The following is a 16,960-nucleotide window of genomic DNA, read 5'->3' on the forward strand; positions in this document are numbered from 1 at the left end:
TTTTTCGCAAGGATAGCGATGAAAATACAACGGAAGTCCCTGTTTTTGTTCTGGGCGTGGATGGATCTCTTTTTCGTCCTGCAATTCTTATGGTGGAATATTGCCCACCGCCGCCTCCCTTTTTACGACGATCTGCTGGCTTATCTCCAGCTGCTGCACACCTGGGGCTCCGCGGCGGTCTGGCTGTACCCGCTGAATGTTCTGCTGATTATCAGCATCCCGCTATCGATGATTCTTTTTTTTCCGCCAGAGCCGCTATGCGCTGTGGCTGGCCTGGGGGCAGGCGCCGCTCAGGCTGCTGTTTATGCAGCCTTCGCTATCGCTGGGCCTGTGGCTGATTCAGGCTGCCGGGGTCCGGCATGTAGCGATCCTGGCAAGCTTTCTGCTGCTCTCTGAAGGGCTGAAAATCGCCAGCCTCTGGTACTGCAGAGGCGGGATTCAGGGCATAAAGCGATAGCCAATCCCGGTTTCGGTCAGCAAATGCTGCGGCCGTGCCGGATCGGCCTCCAGCTTTTGTCGCAGATGACCCATATAGATCCGCAGATAGTGGCTGTGCTCCACGGCGTTAGGCCCCCACACCTGATTCAGCAGCTGGCGCTGGGTAAGCACTTTGCCGGGATTATTCAACAGCGCCGCCAGCAGGCGAAACTCGATAGGCGTCAGGTGGATCTCTTCGCTGCCGCGCAGGATGCGGCGGGCGGGGATATTGACCTCCAGGTCAGCGAAGCGCACCACCGGCTCATCGGCCTGCGCCGCGCCGTGGCGACGCAGCGCGACGCGCAGACGGGCCTGCAGCTCGCCGATGCCAAAGGGTTTACTTAAGTAGTCATCGGCGCCGGCATCCAGGGCGGCAATTTTGTCATGCTCTTCGCTACGCGCTGACAGGACGATAATCGGCATCTGGCTCCACTGACGCAGGTCGCGAATAAAATCAATGCCGTCACCATCCGGCAGGCCGAGATCGAGGATCGCGAGGTCGGGCTTACGGGTGGCGGCTTCAATCAGCCCACGCTGCAGGGTTTCCGCTTCAAATACGCGCATGCCGTCGGCTTCCAGCGCGGTGCGCAGAAAGCGTCGGATAGCGTGTTCGTCTTCGATAATCAGAACGTTAATCACAATTCCTCAGGTAGCTCTTCCAGTTCAGGGGGCGTTTCTCCAGGCAGTGTAACACGGAATGAGGCGCCGCCCTCGGGCCGGTTGCTGGCGGAGATGGTCCCGCCGTGGACGTCGACGATGGCCTGACAGATGGCAAGGCCCAGCCCGACGCCAGGGATCGCCGACTCTTTGTTGCCGCGGGCGAATTTATCAAAGATAGTCTGTTCCTGGCCTGCCGGGATCCCTGGACCGTTATCCCATACCTCCAGCGACAGCTGCCGGGCGTCCGCCTCGGCGCGAATGCCGATGCTCGCCCGGGCGCCGGCATACTTATGGGCATTTTCCAGCAGGTTGATCAGCACCCGCTCGAACAGCGGCCCGTCGACATGCACCAGCTGGAGGGGATCGGGTAAATCCAGCTGAATATGCTGGCCGCCGAGGCCTGGCTCGAGCATGCGCAGCGCGCTGCCGACCACTTCCTCCAGCGTCAGCCACTCCTTATGCAGATTAAAGCCGCCGGACTGGATCCGCGCCATATCCAGCAGGTTGTTCACCAGCCGGGTGGTGTTGAGCACATGCTGGCGGATTTCGTTGGCCTGCGGGGCATGTTTTGAACCTTCGCTGGCCAGATCGAGGGTCAGAATTTCCGCCTGGCCAAACAGCACGGTTAGCGGAGTACGCAGATCGTGCGACAGGGCGGCGAGCAGCGAGTTACGCAGGCTTTCCCGCTCGCTGGTCAGCCGGGCCTGCTCTTCGCTGGCGGTCAGGGTGAGGCGCTCCAGGGCGCTGGCCACCAGCAGGGTAAAGGTCTCCAGCAGCCGCTGCTGCTCCGGGATCATCAATTGGCGCAGATTCTCCGGTTCCACCACCAGTAGTCCCCAGGTGCGGGCGGCGCTCTTCAGGGGCAAGATCTGATACGGCACGCCGGGCAGGGTATCGGTGCCGGCGCCGGCAGGCTGCCCCTTATCAAAGCTCCAGCGGGCGATGGCATCATCCCACGGGGTCAGCCCTGGCTGGTGGGTTAAGGGCAGCAGTTTTCCCTGGGCGTCCGGGAGCAGCAGCTGGCTGCGGGCCTGAAAGGTGGAGGCGATAAACCGCTCGCTGGTGGTGGCGATATCCTGCTGGCTGCGACCCACCGCCAGCGCTTTAGACATCTCATACAGATGGCGGGTACGGCGTTCGCGGTAGCGCGCCACCCGCGCCTGGTAGCGCACGCCGGCGGTGAGGTTGCCGATAAGCAGGCCCACGGTGAGCATCACGCCGAAGGTGAGCAGATACTGGACATCCGACACCGCCAGCGTTCCGCGCGGGGCGACAAAAAAGAGATCGAAGCTGATGACGTTGATCACCGTCGCCAGCACCGATGGCCAGCGGCCATAGACCAGGGCGATGAGCACCACCCCCAGCAGATAGAGCATCACCAGGTTGGCGGCTTCGAAGGCCATCAACCACTGCATGGCCACCAGGGTAATGATGGCGCATAGCGCCACCGCCACCGCGCAGCCCTGCAGCTGCAGGCGCCATTTCTCCAGCGCCGGACGGCTGTCGCTGGCGCGTGCGGCAAGGGGGAAGGGTTTCTCATCGAGGGCGATCACCACCAGATCGAGGTCCGGCGCATGGCGAGCCAGACGATCGGCGAAGCCGCTGCGATCCCACCAGCGGCGCTTGCTTTGGCGGCCAATGACGATTTTGCCGAGGTTATGTTCGCGGGCGTAATGGAGGACCGCTTTCTCTTCCGACGGGTCGGAGAGGGTGGCGGTTTCGGCCCCCAGCTCCTGGGCCAGACGCAGCGCGGCGAGAATAGCCCGCCGCCGGCCTTCCGGCAGCCGGTGCAGGGAAGGGGTCTCGACATACACCGCATGCCAGACGCTGCCCAGGCGGGCGGCGAGCCGGGCGGCGGCGCGCACCAGCTTTTCGCTGCCGGTGTTGTGCCCAATACAGAGCAGGATCGCATCGCGGGTGTGCCAGACTTTCTCCTGGCCCTGGCGGTCGCGCCAGGCGCGCATCTGCTCATCGACGCGGTCGGCGGTGCGGCGCAGGGCCAGCTCGCGCAGCGCAATCAGATTGCCCTTGCGGAAAAAGTTTTCGATAGCGCGCTCGGCCTGGCCGCCGATGTAGACTTTGCCCTCATTGAGCCGCTGGCGCAGATCGTCAGGGGGGAGGTCCACCAGCACCACGTCGTCCGCGGCGTCAAAGAAGGGATCGGGAACCGTCTCCCGCACCTGCACGCCGGTGATCCCGCTGACGACGTCATTCAGGCTTTCCAGATGCTGGACGTTAACGGTAGTGAAAACATCTATCCCGGCCTCCAGCAGTTCATCCACATCCTGCCAGCGCTTTGGATGGCGGGAGCCTGGCGCATTGCTGTGCGCCAGCTCATCCACCAGAATCAGCGCCGGACGGCGGGCTAGAGCGGCGTCGAGATCGAACTCATAGACGTACCGCCCGCGATGGGCAAGCCGCCGCGGCGGCAGGGTGCTCAGGCCCTGCAGCATCGCGGCGGTCTCTTTACGGCCGTGGGTCTCCGCCACGCCAATCAGAATATCCAGCCCCTGGGCGCGCAGCCGCTGCGCTTCCGCCAGCATCGCCCAGGTTTTCCCCACCCCGGCGCAGGCGCCAAAGAACACTTTAAGTTTGCCGCGATGCGGGGCGGCGGTGTGCTGCAGCAGGCGGTCAGGGTCCGGGCGCAGCGGCTCGTCACTCATTTACTTATCCTTCAGGGCATCCAGCGCCATATTGAGTTGCAGTATATTGACCACCGGCTGGCCAAGGAAGCTCAGCAGCGGGGTTTGTGTGGCCTGATTCACCAACTGGGTTACCTGCTCAACGCTCAGCTGGCGCGCTTGAGCCACCCGGGGCACCTGCCACAGCGCGGCGGCCGGAGTCAGGTTGTTATCGAGACCGCTCGCCGAGGTGGTGACCAGTTCGACCGGCACCCGCGGGTCGGCGTCCGGGTTGGCGGCGCGCAGGGCCTGCACGCGCTCGCTCACCGCTTTATCCAGCGCCGGGTTGCTGGCGGCGAGGTTGCTGCCGCCAGAGGCCATGGGATTATCCGCCGTCTCCGCGGTGGCCGACGGGCGGCCCTGGAAATAGCCTGCGGCGGTGAAGTTCTGGCCAATCAGCGCCGAGCCGCGCACTTCACCGTTCAGGCGGATCAGCGAGCCGTTGGCCTGTGAGTTAAACCACCATTGTCCCAGGCTGGTGGTAAGCAGAGGATAGACGCCGCCGGTGAGCAGCGTTAACAGAATAAATAGCACAAGTGCCGGACGAATCAATGACATAGTTTGTTCCTCACACCAGACCGCTCAGGGTCAGCAGCAGGTCGATGGCTTTAATACCGATAAAGGGCACCAGCAGACCGCCGAGGCCGTAGATCCACAGGTTGCGGCGCAGCATCGCCGAGGCGGAGAGCGGGCGATAGCTGACGCCTTTCAGGGCCAGCGGGATCAGGAAGACGATGATCAGCGCGTTGAAGATAACGGCGCTGAGGATCGCCGATGAGGGCGAATGCAGGCCCATCACGTTCAGCATGGCCAGCTGAGGATAGACCGCGGCAAACGCCGCCGGAATAATGGCGAAATATTTCGCCACGTCGTTGGCAATACTGAAGGTGGTCAGCGAGCCGCGCGTCATTAACATCTGTTTGCCGATATGGACCACCTCAATCAGCTTGGTGGGGTTGGAATCCAGGTCGACCATGTTGCCCGCTTCCTTCGCCGCCTGGGTGCCGGAGTTCATGGCTACCGCCACGTCGGCCTGAGCCAGCGCGGGCGCATCGTTGGTGCCGTCGCCGGTCATCGCCACCAGCCGACCTTCCGATTGATACTGGCGGATCAGCGCCAGCTTGGCTTCCGGCGTCGCTTCGGCGAGGAAATCATCGACGCCGGCCTCGGCGGCGATCGCCGCGGCGGTCAGGCGGTTATCGCCGGTGATCATCACCGTTTTAATGCCCATTTTGCGCAGCTGGGCGAAACGTTCTTTGATGCCGCCTTTGACGATATCTTTGAGCGCAATAATCCCCAGCACCTTTTCCCCTTCGGCGACCACCAGCGGCGTGGCCCCCTGGCGGGCGACCTCTTCCACCTGTTTATCGACATCGGCAGGGAAGTGGCCGCCGTTGGCCTCCACGTGGCGGCGAATGGCGTCCACCGACCCTTTGCGGATCATGCGCTGATCGATATTGATGCCGCTCATCCGCGTTTGCGCGGTAAAGGGGACAAAGGTGGCGTGCAGCGACTGCAGATCGCGTTCGCGCAGGTTAAAGCGCTGTTTCGCCAGCACCACGATGCTGCGCCCCTCAGGGGTTTCATCCGCCAGCGAGGAGAGCTGGGCGGCGTCGGCGAGGGTTCGCTCTTCCACGCCGCGCGCCGGCAGGAAGGCTGAGGCCTGGCGGTTGCCGAGAGTAATGGTCCCGGTTTTATCCAGCAGCAGAACATCGACGTCGCCAGCGGCTTCCACCGCACGGCCGCTGGTGGCGATCACGTTGGCGCCGAGCATACGGCTCATCCCGGCGACGCCGATGGCCGACAGCAGCCCGCCGATGGTGGTCGGGATCAGGCACACCAGCAGGGCGACCAGTACGGTAACGCTGACCGCATTGCCGCTCCACGCCGAGAAGGGCCAGATGGTGGCGGTGGCCAGCAGGAACACCAGCGTCAGGGCGATCAGCAGGATCGTCAGGGCGATCTCGTTCGGCGTTTTACGGCGCTGGGCGCCTTCCACCATGGCGATCATCCGGTCGAGGAAGGTTTCTCCCGGGTTCACGCTGCAGCGGATCACCAGCCAGTCGGAGAGAATGCGTGTCCCGCCGGTCACCGAGGCAAAATCGCCACCGGATTCACGGATCACCGGGGCAGACTCGCCGGTAATGGCGCTTTCGTCCACCGAGGCGCCGCCTTCGATGACTTCGCCATCGCAGGGGATAATATCCCCGGCTTCCACCAGCACCACGTCGCCTTTGCGCAGGTCTTCCGCCGGCACGTGGTCGACCGGTGCGTCATGCTGCGGGGCGCGCAGTTTGCGGGCGAAGGCCGTTTTTTTCACCCCTTTCAGGCTGTTGGCCTGGGCTTTGCTGCGGCCTTCCGCCATCGCTTCGGCAAAGTTGGCGAACAGCACGGTAAACCACAGCCAGATACTGACGGCGGCGGTAAAGGTGGCGCTACCGGTCAGGGCGCCGCCAGCCATGGCGATCGCCAGCAGGGTAGTTAACAGACTGCCCACCCAGACGATAAACATCACCGGATTGCGCCATTGCACCATCGGGCTGAGTTTTTTCACGGCATCCAGCAGCGCCTGGCGCACCAGCGTCGGCTCCAGCAGGGCTAATTGTTTGCGACTCATAACAGGGTGCTCCGCATCGCTCAAAGTAAGGAAAAGTGTTCAGCCAGCGGGCCAAGCGCCAGCGCAGGAATAAAGGTCAGGGCGCCCACCAGCAGCACGGTGCCGATCAGTAAACCGATAAACAGGGCGTCGTGAGTGGCCAGGGTGCCGGGGCTGGCCGGTTGAATTTTCTTCGCCACCAGCGAGCCGGCTATGGCCATCACCGGAATGATGACGGCGAAGCGGCCGACCAGCATGCAGAACGCCAGCAGCAGGTTCCAGAACGGCGTCGCCGCGCCCAGGCCAGCGAAGGCGCTACCGTTGTTATTGGCCGCCGAGGTGACGGCGTACAGCACTTCGCTAAAGCCGTGCGGTCCAGGGTTGAACATCCCGGCGCGGCCGGCGTCGGTCATCATCGCCAGCGCCGTGCCGAGCAACACCAGCGTCGGGGTGACCAGAATGGCGAGGGCGATCATTTTCATTTCCCGGACATCGATTTTCTTCCCGAGGTACTCCGGGGTGCGGCCGACCATCAGCCCGGCGATAAATACCGCCAGCATAACGAACAGCAGCATGCCGTACAGGCCCGAGCCGACGCCGCCGAATACCACTTCGCCAATCTGCATCAGCCACATTGGCACCATGCCGCCCAGCGCGGTGAAGGAGTCATGCATGGCATTGACCGCGCCGCAGGAGGCGGCGGTGGTGATCACCGCGAACAGACTGCTGGCGAGAATACCGAAGCGACTCTCTTTTCCTTCCATATTCAGGCTGCTGTCGGCACCCAGCGTCAGCAGATGCGGATTGCCGCGGGTCTCCGCCCACATCACCACGGCGACGCAGAGTATAAAGATCAGCGTCATTGCCCACAGGATGGCGCGTCCCTGACGCCGATCGCTTACCACCTCGCCGAAGGCGAAGCACAGCGCCGCCGGGATCAGGAAGATCGCCAGCATCTGCACGAGATTGGTCAGCGCGGTCGGGTTTTCAAACGGATGGGCGGAGTTGGCATTGAAGAAACCGCCGCCGTTAGTGCCCAGCAGCTTAATCGCTTCCTGTGAGGCGACAGGCCCCATCGGCAGCAGCTGGTGCACCCCTTCGAGGGTGGTAAAGGGCTGGTAGGCCTGCAGATTCTGCGGCACGCCCTGCTGAATAAAGAACAGGGCCACCAGCAGAGAGAGCGGCAGCAGCAGCCACAGGGTAATGCGCGTCAGGTCGACCCAGGCATTGCCGAGGGTCGACATTTTCTGCCGGGCGAAGGCGCGGGTCAGGGCGAAGACCACGGCGATGCCGGTGGCGGCGGAGAGGAAATTCTGCACCGTCAGGCCGACCATCTGGCTGAGATAACTCATTGTGCTTTCGCCGGCGTAAGCCTGCCAGTTGGTATTGCTGACAAAGCTGATCGCGGTATTGAGCGCCAGATCCCATGACAGCCCCGGCAGGTGCTGCGGGTTAAACGGCAGCACGCCCTGGAGCATCAGCAGGGCAAACAGCGCCAGGCCGCCGAGGGCGTTAAACAGCAGGATCGCCAGCAAATACTGCAGCCAGCCCATCTCCTCGGCGCGGATCCCGGCCACGCGCCACAGGACGCGCTCGACGCCGGCCAGGCCGGGAAGCGGGATATCGTTCACCATTCTCGCCAGACACATCCCCAGCGGGCGCGCCAGCACCAGCAATACCAGCAGATAGCTGGCTAATAATAAAAATCCCTGGGCAGCCATCAGAATGCCTCCGCATGTATCAAGGCATAAACCAGATAAGCCAGTAACAGGAACACCAGCCCAACGCCAGTGAGTACGCCTGCAGTCACAATCCACCTCCGGGTGTGTTTTCGATTTACCTGGAGGATAGAAATTACGGCGCAAAGATTTCGCAAAAATCCGCGGGTGCGGTGTAAAAAAAGTATAAAAATGACAAAGGCACAAATTAACTGATGGTTAGTATTAATTTAACTTTTTCGTAACTAATTTACGTGGCGAATGTAAATTAAGTATAAATACGTGCTTTTTAGTGGTCGGATGAGTAGTAAAATTACAAGCAGAGCGGTATTATTTTGCTCAGACAAACATGATTAATTTTACCGGCGCTGCTTGCCGGCCTGACAAAGGGGAGAGAAATGATGGCGTTGTACAAAGCTTATCCTGCTCATATTATTTTGCTGCGTCGTGCTTTCGCCGTCGTGGCTGGCGTCGCGGCGCTGCCGGTGATGCTGTTCTGGAAAGATCGCGCCCGCTATTACAGCTGGCTGCACCGGGTGTGGTCGAAAACCAGCGAGCAGCCGGTGTGGATGGCGCAGGCGGAGAAAGCCGCTCACGATTTCTATTAATCCTCCTGCTGCGAAGAAAATAACAAGACCGCCGGGTTGCCCCGGCGGTTTTTTTTCGCCGCTTGTCTACACTCGTTTTTATGCGCCGCCTTGGAATTGGCAGGTGCGTATTTTGCCGGAGCGCGCTATTTTTGCCGGCTTAGATCATAAGATGAGTATTGCTGACGGATAATAAGGAGTGATATGGCCACCCATCTGGTCTGGTTACGCACGGATTTACGCATTCACGATAACCTGGCGCTGGCTGCCGCCTGCCGCGATCCGCAGGCGCAGGTGCTGGCGCTGTATATCGCCACCCCGGGGCAGTGGCGTGAACATCACCTGGCGCCACGGCAGGCCGCTTTTATCGCCAGCCATTTACAGAGTCTGCATGCCGCGCTGGCGGAACGGGGCATACCGCTGTGGGTAGAAGAGGCGGACGATTTTACCGCCAGCGTCGAACGGCTGGCCGATTTTTGCCAGCAGCATCAGGTCAGTCACCTGTTCTACAACTATCAGTACGAATTCAATGAACGCCAGCGCGATGCCGCCGTTGAGAACACCTTGCGCGACGTGATTTGCCAGGGCTTTGACGACAGCGTCCTGTTGCCGCCCGGCAGCGTACTGACCGGTGGCGGCGAAATGTATAAAGTCTTCACCCCGTTTAAAAATGCGTTTATTCGCCGTCTGCGGGACGGACTGCCGGCGTGCGTGGCGGCCCCTAAGCCGCGCCAGGCGCCTGCCCGCCAGGCGCCGCCGCTGCCTGAGCTTAACTACCCGCAAACGCCGTTCGACGGGCTGCTGTTTGCCGCGGATGAAAAAACGGCGCTGGCGCGTCTGCGCGCGTTTTGTCAGCAAGCGGCGGCGGATTACGAGGGGCAGCGCGACTTCCCGGCCGTGGAAGGGACCAGTCGCCTGTCGCCCTGCCTGGCCATCGGCGTGCTGTCCCCCCGCCAGTGCCTGCATCGTCTGCTGACGGAACATCCCGCCGCGCTGGACGGCGGAGCCGGCGCCACCTGGCTTAACGAGCTGATCTGGCGCGAGTTTTACCGCCATCTGATGGTCTACTATCCGAAGCTCTGTAAAGGACGGCCATTTACTGCCTGGACAGATAAGGTCGCCTGGCGCGCAGAGGAGGCCGCCCTACAGGCCTGGCAGCGCGGGGAGACCGGTTTTCCGATAGTCGATGCCGCCATGCGCCAGCTGAACGCCACCGGCTGGATGCATAACCGGTTGCGCATGATTGTCGCCAGCTTCCTGACCAAAGATTTGCGCCTCGACTGGCGGGCGGGCGAGCGCTATTTCATGAGCCAGCTGATTGATGGCGACCTGGCGGCGAATAACGGCGGCTGGCAGTGGGCGGCTTCAACGGGCACCGACGCCGCGCCCTATTTCCGCATATTTAACCCCACCACCCAGGGCGAAAAGTTTGATAAACAGGGGGTGTTTATACGTCGCTGGCTGCCGGAGCTGGCAAAGGTGCCGGAGAAGGCCCTGCATCAGCCGTGGGCGTGGGCGGATAAACAAGGGATCACGCTGGACTATTCGCGCCCGATAGTTGATCACAAGCAGGCGCGGCAGGAGACGCTGGCGGCCTGGGAGGCCGCCAGAAAAGGAATTACTCCACCGCCAGACGGCGGGTCCTGACTTTCAGCGAATGATACAGCCAGATGACCAGCACCACGCCGACGCAGGCCAGCGCGCCCCAGGTGATCTGACTGAAGACGGTAATGTAGGCGTCAATGGAGTAGTTCACCGCTCCGGCGGCGTCGAATGACGCCTGCGAGGTCTGGTCGGCGATAACGCCGGCCAGATAGTTGGCGATGGCCCCTGAGAGCAGCATATAGATACCGGTCAGCACCCCAGTGACACCCGGGATCTCAATGCGGGTGATCTGCGACATCGCGACCGGGTCGATAAACAGTTCGGCAAAGCCCATCACCGCCAGACCCAGCACCATCAGCGGCATGGACGACTGACCATAGGCCGCCGACCAGCGGGCGCTGAGGGTCAAAATGCAGAACCCGGCGCTCATCAGGCCCAGACCGAGGGCAAATTTCCCCCAGATGCGCACGGTACGATTGCCGTTCACGCTCTCTTTCACCAGCCACGCCAGCACCATGCCGCAGAGCATCACCGCGAAGGCGTTGATTGACTGGAACATAGCGGTAGGGACTTCGTAGCTCATGATATGGCGGTTAACGAAGCGGTCAATATACAGGCTGATGGAGCTCCCGCCCTGTTGGGCGAAGGCCCAGAACAGCAGGCTGAAGGCGGTCAGGACGACGATCAGGCGCAGATCCTTGCGCTGTTTATCGGTTTCGGCGCGCAGGTAGATCCGCGCCAGTACCGCGAGGCCAATGGCCGTGGCCACGATCAGGGCATACACCGACCACTCCTGCCAGAACAGTACCGCAATCAGCAGCGGGGCGGTAACCAGCAATACCAGCAGCCAGCCCCAGTTCGGCAACAGGAAGCGGCGCGCGCACAGCGCCTGGCGGTTGACGCCGGCGGTATGCTGGAAATGACGGTTGCCGCAGAGGAAAATCACCAGCCCCGCGACCATGCCGATGGCCGCCAGGGCAAAGCCCATCGCCCAGCTATACTCCTCCTGTACGTAGCCGCAGGCGATCGGCGCGATAATCGAGCCGATATTGCCGGCGGCATACATCAGCGAAAAGCCGCCATCGCGACGCGGATCGGCGGGTTCGTACAGCTCGCCCAGCAGACAGCTGACGTTGGATTTAAACAACCCGTAGCCGCAGACGATGATCGCCAGCGACAGGTACAGGAAAACCGGAGCGGTTTCGCTGGCCCCGAGCACCAGATGGCCAATGGCCATCAGCAGCGCGCCGAGCATGACCGCCATCCGGTTGCCTAACAGCTTATCGGCCAGATAGCCGCCGAGGATCGGCGTCACATAGACCAGCGAACAGTAGGCGCTGAACAGGGCGTAGGCATGGTTATCGTCATATTTGAGCTGGTTGGTGAGATAGAGGATCAGCAGGGCGCGCATGCCGTAAAAGCTAAAATACTCCCAGATTTGCAGCGCCACGACGTAGTAGATCGCCCGCGGTTGCGATGATGTTGTCTGCATATGAAGTGTGTTTCCTGGCGTAAAGCGAAAGTCGATCGTTCTGCATGAATAGCGATTTATCAGTCATATTCATGGCTTGAGGGGCTTTCTGATTATTTAATATGCTTTATTAGTGCATAAATATACACTAATACGCGGCGGGATGAATAGACAAATTGCGGGATTCGTTAAAAAGTCATGGTCAGTGACGGTAGCGGACTATCGACGACCCGAATGGATATGGTTATGTTATGCCTTTGTATAACCTGATTATCTGCTGGAGTGGCGATGAAAAATAGCGAACTGGAACAACTGATTAACGACAAGCTCAATAGTGCGGCCATCAGTGACTTCGCCCCTAACGGTCTGCAGGTGGAAGGACGCGAAACGGTGCACAAGATCGTCACCGGAGTGACGGCCTGCCAGGCGCTGCTGGATGAGGCCGTCCGTCTGCAGGCGGACGCGGTGATTGTTCATCACGGCTATTTCTGGAAAAACGAATCGCCAGTGATCCGCGGCATGAAGCGCCGTCGCCTGAAAACCCTGCTGGCCAACGATATCAATCTCTACGGTTGGCACCTGCCGCTGGATGCCCATCCGGAGCTGGGCAATAACGCGCAGCTGGCGCATCTGCTGGGGATTAACGTGCTCGGCGAAATCGAACCGCTGGTGCCGTGGGGCGAGCTGTCGATGCCGGTTTCCGGCCTCGAACTGGCCTCGTGGATCGAGGCGCGACTGGGGCGTAAGCCGCTGTGGTGCGGCGATACCGGGCCGGACACCGTCAGCCGCGTCGCCTGGTGTACCGGCGGCGGCCAGAGCTTTATCGACGCCGCGGCGCGCTTTGGCGTGGACGCCTTTATCACCGGCGAAGTGTCGGAACAAACTATTCACTCTGCCCGCGAGCAGGGCCTGCATTTTTATGCCGCCGGCCACCACGCCACCGAGCGGGGCGGCATTCGCGCCCTCAGCGAATGGCTGACGGAAACGACCGATCTAGATGTTACCTTTATTGATATTCCTAACCCTGCCTGACGGGAGAGAAGAAAGTGCAGCGAGCGCGTTGTTATCTGTTAGGTGAAACGGCGGTGGTCCTGGAGCTTGAGCCTCCGGTGACCCTGGAGAGCCAAAAACGTATCTGGGGCCTGACGCAGCGGTTGACCGATCGCGAAGAGGTGGTTGAAGTGATCCCGGGGATGAACAACATCACCGTTGTGCTGCGTCGTCCGCAGGAGATGGCGTGGGAGGCGATTGACAAGCTGCAGCGCTGGTGGGAAGAGAGCGATGCGCTGGAGCCGGAATCCCGTGAGATAAGTATCCCGGTTATCTACGGCGGCGAGGCGGGGCCAGATCTTGGCGACGTCGCGCGCCATAGCGGTTTGAGCGAAAAGCAGGTGGTCGAACTGCACTCTTCGGTGGAGTATATGGTGTGGTTTCTGGGTTTCCAGCCGGGGTTTCCGTATTTTGGCGGCCTGCCGGAGCAGCTGGCGATGCCGCGTCGCGCCGAGCCGCGCGTACTGGTACCGGCGGGATCCGTCGGTATCGGCGGATCGCAAACCGGTATTTATCCGCTGGCGACGCCGGGCGGCTGGCAGCTGCTGGGGCGCACGCCGCTGGCATTATTCGATCCAAAACGTGAAGAGCCGGTGCTGCTGCGTTCCGGCGATCGCGTGCGCTTTGTGCCGCAGAAGGAGGGGGTATGTTGAAATTTATCCGCGCCGGCATGTATACCTCGGTACAGGATGGCGGCCGGGAAGGCCAGCGCCAGTGGGGGATTAGCCGCTGCGGCGCGCTGGATAAACCGGCGATGACCATTGCCAATCTGCTGGTGGGCAATGCGCCGGAGGCGGCGGCGCTGGAAATTACGCTGGGTCAGGTCGATGTGCAGTTTACCCGCCACTGCTGGTTCGCGTTGACCGGCGCCGCCTGTGAAGCGACGCTCGACGGCGCGCCGGTCTGGTTGGGCTGGCGAATGGAGGCGAAGGCCGGGCAGCGGCTGGTGCTGAAAAATCCTCAGCATGGGATCCGCAGCTATCTGGCGGTCGCGGGCGGTATTGATGTCCCTGAAGTTTTAGGTTCCCGCTCTACCGATCTGAAAGTCGGTATCGGCGGAATCGAAGGGCGCCGGTTGCAGGATGGCGATCAAGTGAAGATTGGGAAATCGTCCCGCCGCTTTAGCGCCTCGCGCGGCGTTAAACAGCTGCCGATAGGCAATATTATTCGCGCGCTGCCGGGGCCGGAGTATCACGAATTCGACAGCGTGTCGCAGGAGTCTTTCTGGCGCTCGCCGTGGAAGCTGAGTCCGCAAAGCAACCGTATGGGCTACCGCCTGCAGGGGCAGCCGCTCAGGCGCACAACCGACCGGGAAATGCTCTCTCATGGCCTGCTGCCCGGCGTGGTACAGGTACCGCATAACGGCCAGCCGATTGTGTTGATGAACGATGCGCAAACCACCGGCGGCTATCCGCGTATAGCCTGCATTATTGAAGCCGATATGTACCAACTGGCGCAAATTCCGCTAGGTCAGCCGATCCATTTCGTCCCCTGTTCGCTGGAGGAAGCGCTAAAAGCGCGCGCCGACCAGCAGCGCTACCTTGAACAACTGGCCTGGAGATTAAGCGATGAAAATTGATTTAAATGCCGACCTCGGCGAAGGCTGCGCCAGCGATAGCGCGCTGCTGCAGCTGGTCTCTTCCGCCAATATCGCCTGCGGCTTTCACGCCGGCGATGCGGTTCTCATGCAGCAATGCGTGCGCGAGGCGCTGAAAAACGGCGTCGCTATCGGCGCACACCCGAGCTTCCCGGACCGGGAAAATTTCGGTCGAACCGCGATGCAGTTACCGCCAGAGACGGTCTACGCCCAGGTGCTGTACCAAATTGGCGCGCTGGCGGCAATCGTACACGCCCAGGGGGGCGAGCTGCGGCACGTCAAACCGCATGGCATGTTGTACAACCAGGCGGCGAAAGAGCCGCCTTTGGCCGACGCTATCGCCCGTGCGGTGCGCGATGCCGACGCCGACCTGGTGCTGGTTGGGCTGGCGGGCAGCGAGCTTATCCGCGCCGGACAGCATTATCAGTTGACGACGCGCCAGGAAGTCTTCGCCGATCGCGGCTATCTGGCCGACGGCAGCCTGGTGCCGCGTAGCCAACCGGGCGCGCTGATTGAGAGCGAAGAGCAGGCGCTGGCGCAAACGCTGGAAATGGTGCAGCACAACCGGGTGCGCAGCCTGAGCGGCGAATGGGCGCATGTAAAGGCGGAAACGGTCTGCCTGCATGGCGATGGCGCTCACGCGCTCGATTTCGCCCGACGCTTGCGCGCCGCGTTTGCCGGGCGGAATATCGACGTCAGCGCGGACCTCGAGTAATAGTCCGCCTAAGTTATTAATAATAATTAAATCAAATAATTAACAACACTCACAATACTCACAACTGAACAGGACGTTATTATGCAAGAGGCGATATCCCTCTGGCCGCTAATCGGCATTGCCGTGATTGTGGTCGGTTTTGTATTACGCTTTAACCCGGTGCTGGTGGTGATTATCTCCGGGATCGTCACCGGCGTGGCGGCGCATATGCCAATAGCCACTATTCTGGAGAAACTGGGCGAGGGCTTCCTGAATACCCGTAATCTGCCGTTTATTCTGCTGCTGCCGCTGGCGGTGATCGGGCTGCTGGAGCGCCATGGTCTGAAAGAGCGGGCGCAGGCGTGGATCGCGAAGATCCATAGCGCGACCGCCGGACGTCTGCTGATCGTCTATCTGTTTGTGCGCGAAGCCACCGCCGCTCTGGGGTTGACCAGCCTCGGCGGACATCCGCAAATGGTGCGCCCGCTGCTGGCGCCAATGGCGGAGGGGGCGGCGGAAAAGCGCTTTGGCCCGCTGCCGGGTCATGTGCGCTACCGCCTGCGCGCGATGTCGGCGGCGACCGATAACGTCGGGCTGTTTTTCGGTGAAGATATTTTTGTCGCCTTTGGCGCGATCATCTTCATGCACAACTTTATGCTGGAGTCGGGCGGGATTCAGACGGAACCGTTGCATATTGCCCTGTGGGGGATCCCGACGGCGATCTGCGCCTTCCTGATCCACGCCGCGCGCCTGTGGCGCCTCGATCGCCATCTCCAGCGCGAGCTGGACCAGGTTAACGCCGGGCAGGCGAAAGGCGGTGCGGCATGAACTTCCAACAAACGTATTTATACTGGCTGGCCGGCGCGGTACTGCTGGTCGTGGCTATCATGTCCTGGCGCGACAAAAGCAATCCGCGACGTCTGACAACCGGTCTGTTCTGGGGCCTGTACGGGCTGGTGTTCTTGCTCGGCGACTGGACATATCAACTGGTGGGCGATAAGCGTACGGTGAATATCGCTGTCGGCGGGGTGGTGGTCGTCCTGGCGCTGATCGCCGGTTTTGGCGGCGTGCGCCTCGGCAGTTACCATCAGCGTACCCAGGAAGAGAAAACCGCCAGCGCGAAACGCCTCGGCAACAAACTTTTCTTTCCGGCGCTGGCGATTCCGGTCGTCACCGTCATTGGCGTACTGCTGTTTAACAATCTGCCCTCATGGCAGGTGGCGCTCTTCGGGCCGGGCAACCACGCGACGCTGATTACTCTGTTCTCGATGACTGTCGGTACGCTGATTGGCCTGGCGATGGCGATTCGTATGACGCATGAAACGGTGGCGCAGCCAATGCAGGAAGCGCGCCGTTTGCTTGATTCCGTCGGCTGGGCCTTTATCCTGCCGCAAATCCTCGCGGTGCTGGGGCTGCTGTTTACCGCAGCGGGCGTCGGAACCAGCATTTCATGGCTGACCGAGCACTATCTGGCGGTCGATAACCGCTTTATCGCCGTGGCTGTGTATGCCATCGGCATGGCGGTGCTGACAATGGTGATGGGCAACGCCTTTGCCGCTTTCCCGATTGTGACCGCCGGAGTTGGCATTCCGATTTTAGTCCTGCAGCACGGCGGCAATCCGGCGGTAATGGCGGCGATTGGTATGTTTTCCGGCTACTGCGGCACGCTGATGACGCCGATGGCGGCGAACTTCAATATTGTCCCGGCGGCGCTGCTGGAACTGCCGGATAAAAACGCGGTGATTAAAGCCCAGATACCGACCGGTATCCTGCTGCTTATCGTCAATGTATTCTTACTCTATTTCCTGATGTTCCTGTAAGGAG

Annotated in this window: 15 protein-coding genes and 1 pseudogene; 9 read left to right on the forward strand and 7 right to left on the reverse strand. The window is 61.2% G+C overall.

The window, feature by feature from the left end:
* Window positions 1–18 precede the first annotated feature (18 nt).
* Window positions 19–457, forward strand: a pseudogene (locus HMPREF1024_RS17795) (arginine:ornithine antiporter).
* Here the strand turns inward: HMPREF1024_RS17795 and kdpE are convergent.
* Genes kdpE through kdpF form a run of 6 tightly spaced genes read right to left on the reverse strand, consistent with a single transcriptional unit; the run spans window position 439 to window position 8,224 of the window.
* Window positions 439–1,116 (reverse strand): two-component system response regulator KdpE, encoded by a 678-nt coding sequence (gene kdpE / locus HMPREF1024_RS17790; protein ID WP_002894776.1) that lies wholly within the window; start codon window positions 1,114–1,116, stop codon window positions 439–441. The pseudogene HMPREF1024_RS17795 and the gene kdpE sit on opposite strands and share 19 nt — an antisense overlap.
* Entirely contained in the window at window positions 1,113–3,800 is a 2,688-nt protein-coding gene (gene kdpD, locus HMPREF1024_RS17785; protein WP_009308192.1) for a two-component system sensor histidine kinase KdpD, read from the reverse strand. The genes kdpE and kdpD overlap by 4 nt, the downstream gene beginning before the upstream one ends.
* Complete coding sequence (kdpC, locus tag HMPREF1024_RS17780; protein ID WP_004142248.1) at window positions 3,801–4,376, reverse strand: potassium-transporting ATPase subunit KdpC; 576 nt, start codon at window positions 4,374–4,376, stop codon at window positions 3,801–3,803.
* A gap of 10 nt (window positions 4,377–4,386) precedes the next feature.
* A complete protein-coding gene (gene kdpB / locus HMPREF1024_RS17775) occupies window positions 4,387–6,435 on the reverse strand; it encodes a potassium-transporting ATPase subunit KdpB (RefSeq protein WP_004147607.1) in 2,049 nt (682 codons plus the stop codon).
* 20 nt (window positions 6,436–6,455) lie between these two features.
* On the reverse strand, window positions 6,456–8,135 hold the full coding sequence (gene kdpA / locus HMPREF1024_RS17770; protein ID WP_004152226.1) for a potassium-transporting ATPase subunit KdpA: 1,680 nt from the start codon (window positions 8,133–8,135) through the stop codon (window positions 6,456–6,458).
* Window positions 8,135–8,224, reverse strand: coding sequence for a K(+)-transporting ATPase subunit F (gene kdpF, locus HMPREF1024_RS30320; RefSeq protein WP_020323459.1), 90 nt, complete (start codon window positions 8,222–8,224; stop codon window positions 8,135–8,137). The genes kdpA and kdpF overlap by 1 nt, the downstream gene beginning before the upstream one ends.
* Window positions 8,225–8,530: 306 nt before the next feature.
* On the opposite strand from kdpF, the gene HMPREF1024_RS17765 reads away from it, so the two are divergent.
* Window positions 8,531–8,740, forward strand: coding sequence for a DUF2517 family protein (locus HMPREF1024_RS17765; RefSeq protein ID WP_004142243.1), 210 nt, complete (start codon window positions 8,531–8,533; stop codon window positions 8,738–8,740).
* Between the two features lie 183 nt (window positions 8,741–8,923).
* Window positions 8,924–10,366: a deoxyribodipyrimidine photo-lyase gene (gene phrB, locus HMPREF1024_RS17760; protein WP_009308193.1), complete on the forward strand. Its 1,443-nt coding sequence runs from the start codon at window positions 8,924–8,926 to the stop codon at window positions 10,364–10,366.
* On the opposite strand, the gene HMPREF1024_RS17755 is transcribed toward phrB, so the two are convergent.
* A complete protein-coding gene (locus tag HMPREF1024_RS17755; protein WP_004142240.1) occupies window positions 10,338–11,816 on the reverse strand; it encodes an MFS transporter in 1,479 nt (492 codons plus the stop codon). The genes phrB and HMPREF1024_RS17755 overlap by 29 nt on opposite strands.
* Window positions 11,817–12,083: 267 nt before the next feature.
* Here HMPREF1024_RS17755 and HMPREF1024_RS17750 point away from each other — a divergent pair, with 267 nt between their 5' ends.
* From HMPREF1024_RS17750 to HMPREF1024_RS17725, 6 genes are all read left to right on the forward strand, one after another.
* Window positions 12,084–12,827: a type 2 GTP cyclohydrolase I gene (locus HMPREF1024_RS17750; protein WP_004176858.1), complete on the forward strand. Its 744-nt coding sequence runs from the start codon at window positions 12,084–12,086 to the stop codon at window positions 12,825–12,827.
* Between the two features lie 14 nt (window positions 12,828–12,841).
* Window positions 12,842–13,498 carry a 5-oxoprolinase subunit PxpB gene (gene pxpB, locus HMPREF1024_RS17745; protein ID WP_004176857.1) on the forward strand — a complete coding sequence of 219 codons (657 nt, stop codon included), beginning with the start codon at window positions 12,842–12,844 and terminating at the stop codon, window positions 13,496–13,498.
* Window positions 13,492–14,424 (forward strand): 5-oxoprolinase subunit PxpC, encoded by a 933-nt coding sequence (pxpC, locus tag HMPREF1024_RS17740; RefSeq protein ID WP_002894923.1) that lies wholly within the window; start codon window positions 13,492–13,494, stop codon window positions 14,422–14,424. Before pxpB ends, pxpC begins: the two co-directional genes overlap by 7 nt.
* Entirely contained in the window at window positions 14,414–15,157 is a 744-nt protein-coding gene (gene pxpA, locus HMPREF1024_RS17735) for a 5-oxoprolinase subunit PxpA (protein ID WP_002894926.1), read from the forward strand. The genes pxpC and pxpA overlap by 11 nt, the downstream gene beginning before the upstream one ends.
* Window positions 15,158–15,238: 81 nt before the next feature.
* Complete coding sequence (locus HMPREF1024_RS17730; protein ID WP_009308194.1) at window positions 15,239–15,964, forward strand: DUF969 domain-containing protein; 726 nt, start codon at window positions 15,239–15,241, stop codon at window positions 15,962–15,964.
* Window positions 15,961–16,956: a DUF979 domain-containing protein gene (locus HMPREF1024_RS17725; protein WP_004176855.1), complete on the forward strand. Its 996-nt coding sequence runs from the start codon at window positions 15,961–15,963 to the stop codon at window positions 16,954–16,956. Before HMPREF1024_RS17730 ends, HMPREF1024_RS17725 begins: the two co-directional genes overlap by 4 nt.
* Window positions 16,957–16,960 lie beyond the last annotated feature (4 nt).

This window comes from Klebsiella sp. 4_1_44FAA (assembly GCF_000238715.1).
Taxonomy (GTDB): domain Bacteria; phylum Pseudomonadota; class Gammaproteobacteria; order Enterobacterales; family Enterobacteriaceae; genus Klebsiella; species Klebsiella pneumoniae.

Excerpts from the sequence above, each read along its gene's own strand:
- kdpD (WP_009308192.1), bottom strand. The coding sequence starts at position 3,800 with ATGAGTGACGAGCCGCTGCGCCCGGACCCTGACCGCCTGCTGCAGCAC.
- kdpC (WP_004142248.1), bottom strand. The coding sequence starts at position 4,376 with ATGTCATTGATTCGTCCGGCACTTGTGCTATTTATTCTGTTAACGCTG.
- kdpB (WP_004147607.1), bottom strand. The coding sequence starts at position 6,435 with ATGAGTCGCAAACAATTAGCCCTGCTGGAGCCGACGCTGGTGCGCCAG.
- kdpA (WP_004152226.1), bottom strand. The coding sequence starts at position 8,135 with ATGGCTGCCCAGGGATTTTTATTATTAGCCAGCTATCTGCTGGTATTG.
- HMPREF1024_RS17765 (WP_004142243.1), top strand. The coding sequence starts at position 8,531 with ATGATGGCGTTGTACAAAGCTTATCCTGCTCATATTATTTTGCTGCGT.
- phrB (WP_009308193.1), top strand. The coding sequence starts at position 8,924 with ATGGCCACCCATCTGGTCTGGTTACGCACGGATTTACGCATTCACGAT.
- HMPREF1024_RS17755 (WP_004142240.1), bottom strand. The coding sequence starts at position 11,816 with ATGCAGACAACATCATCGCAACCGCGGGCGATCTACTACGTCGTGGCG.
- HMPREF1024_RS17750 (WP_004176858.1), top strand. The coding sequence starts at position 12,084 with ATGAAAAATAGCGAACTGGAACAACTGATTAACGACAAGCTCAATAGT.
- pxpC (WP_002894923.1), top strand. The coding sequence starts at position 13,492 with ATGTTGAAATTTATCCGCGCCGGCATGTATACCTCGGTACAGGATGGC.
- pxpA (WP_002894926.1), top strand. The coding sequence starts at position 14,414 with ATGAAAATTGATTTAAATGCCGACCTCGGCGAAGGCTGCGCCAGCGAT.
- HMPREF1024_RS17730 (WP_009308194.1), top strand. The coding sequence starts at position 15,239 with ATGCAAGAGGCGATATCCCTCTGGCCGCTAATCGGCATTGCCGTGATT.
- HMPREF1024_RS17725 (WP_004176855.1), top strand. The coding sequence starts at position 15,961 with ATGAACTTCCAACAAACGTATTTATACTGGCTGGCCGGCGCGGTACTG.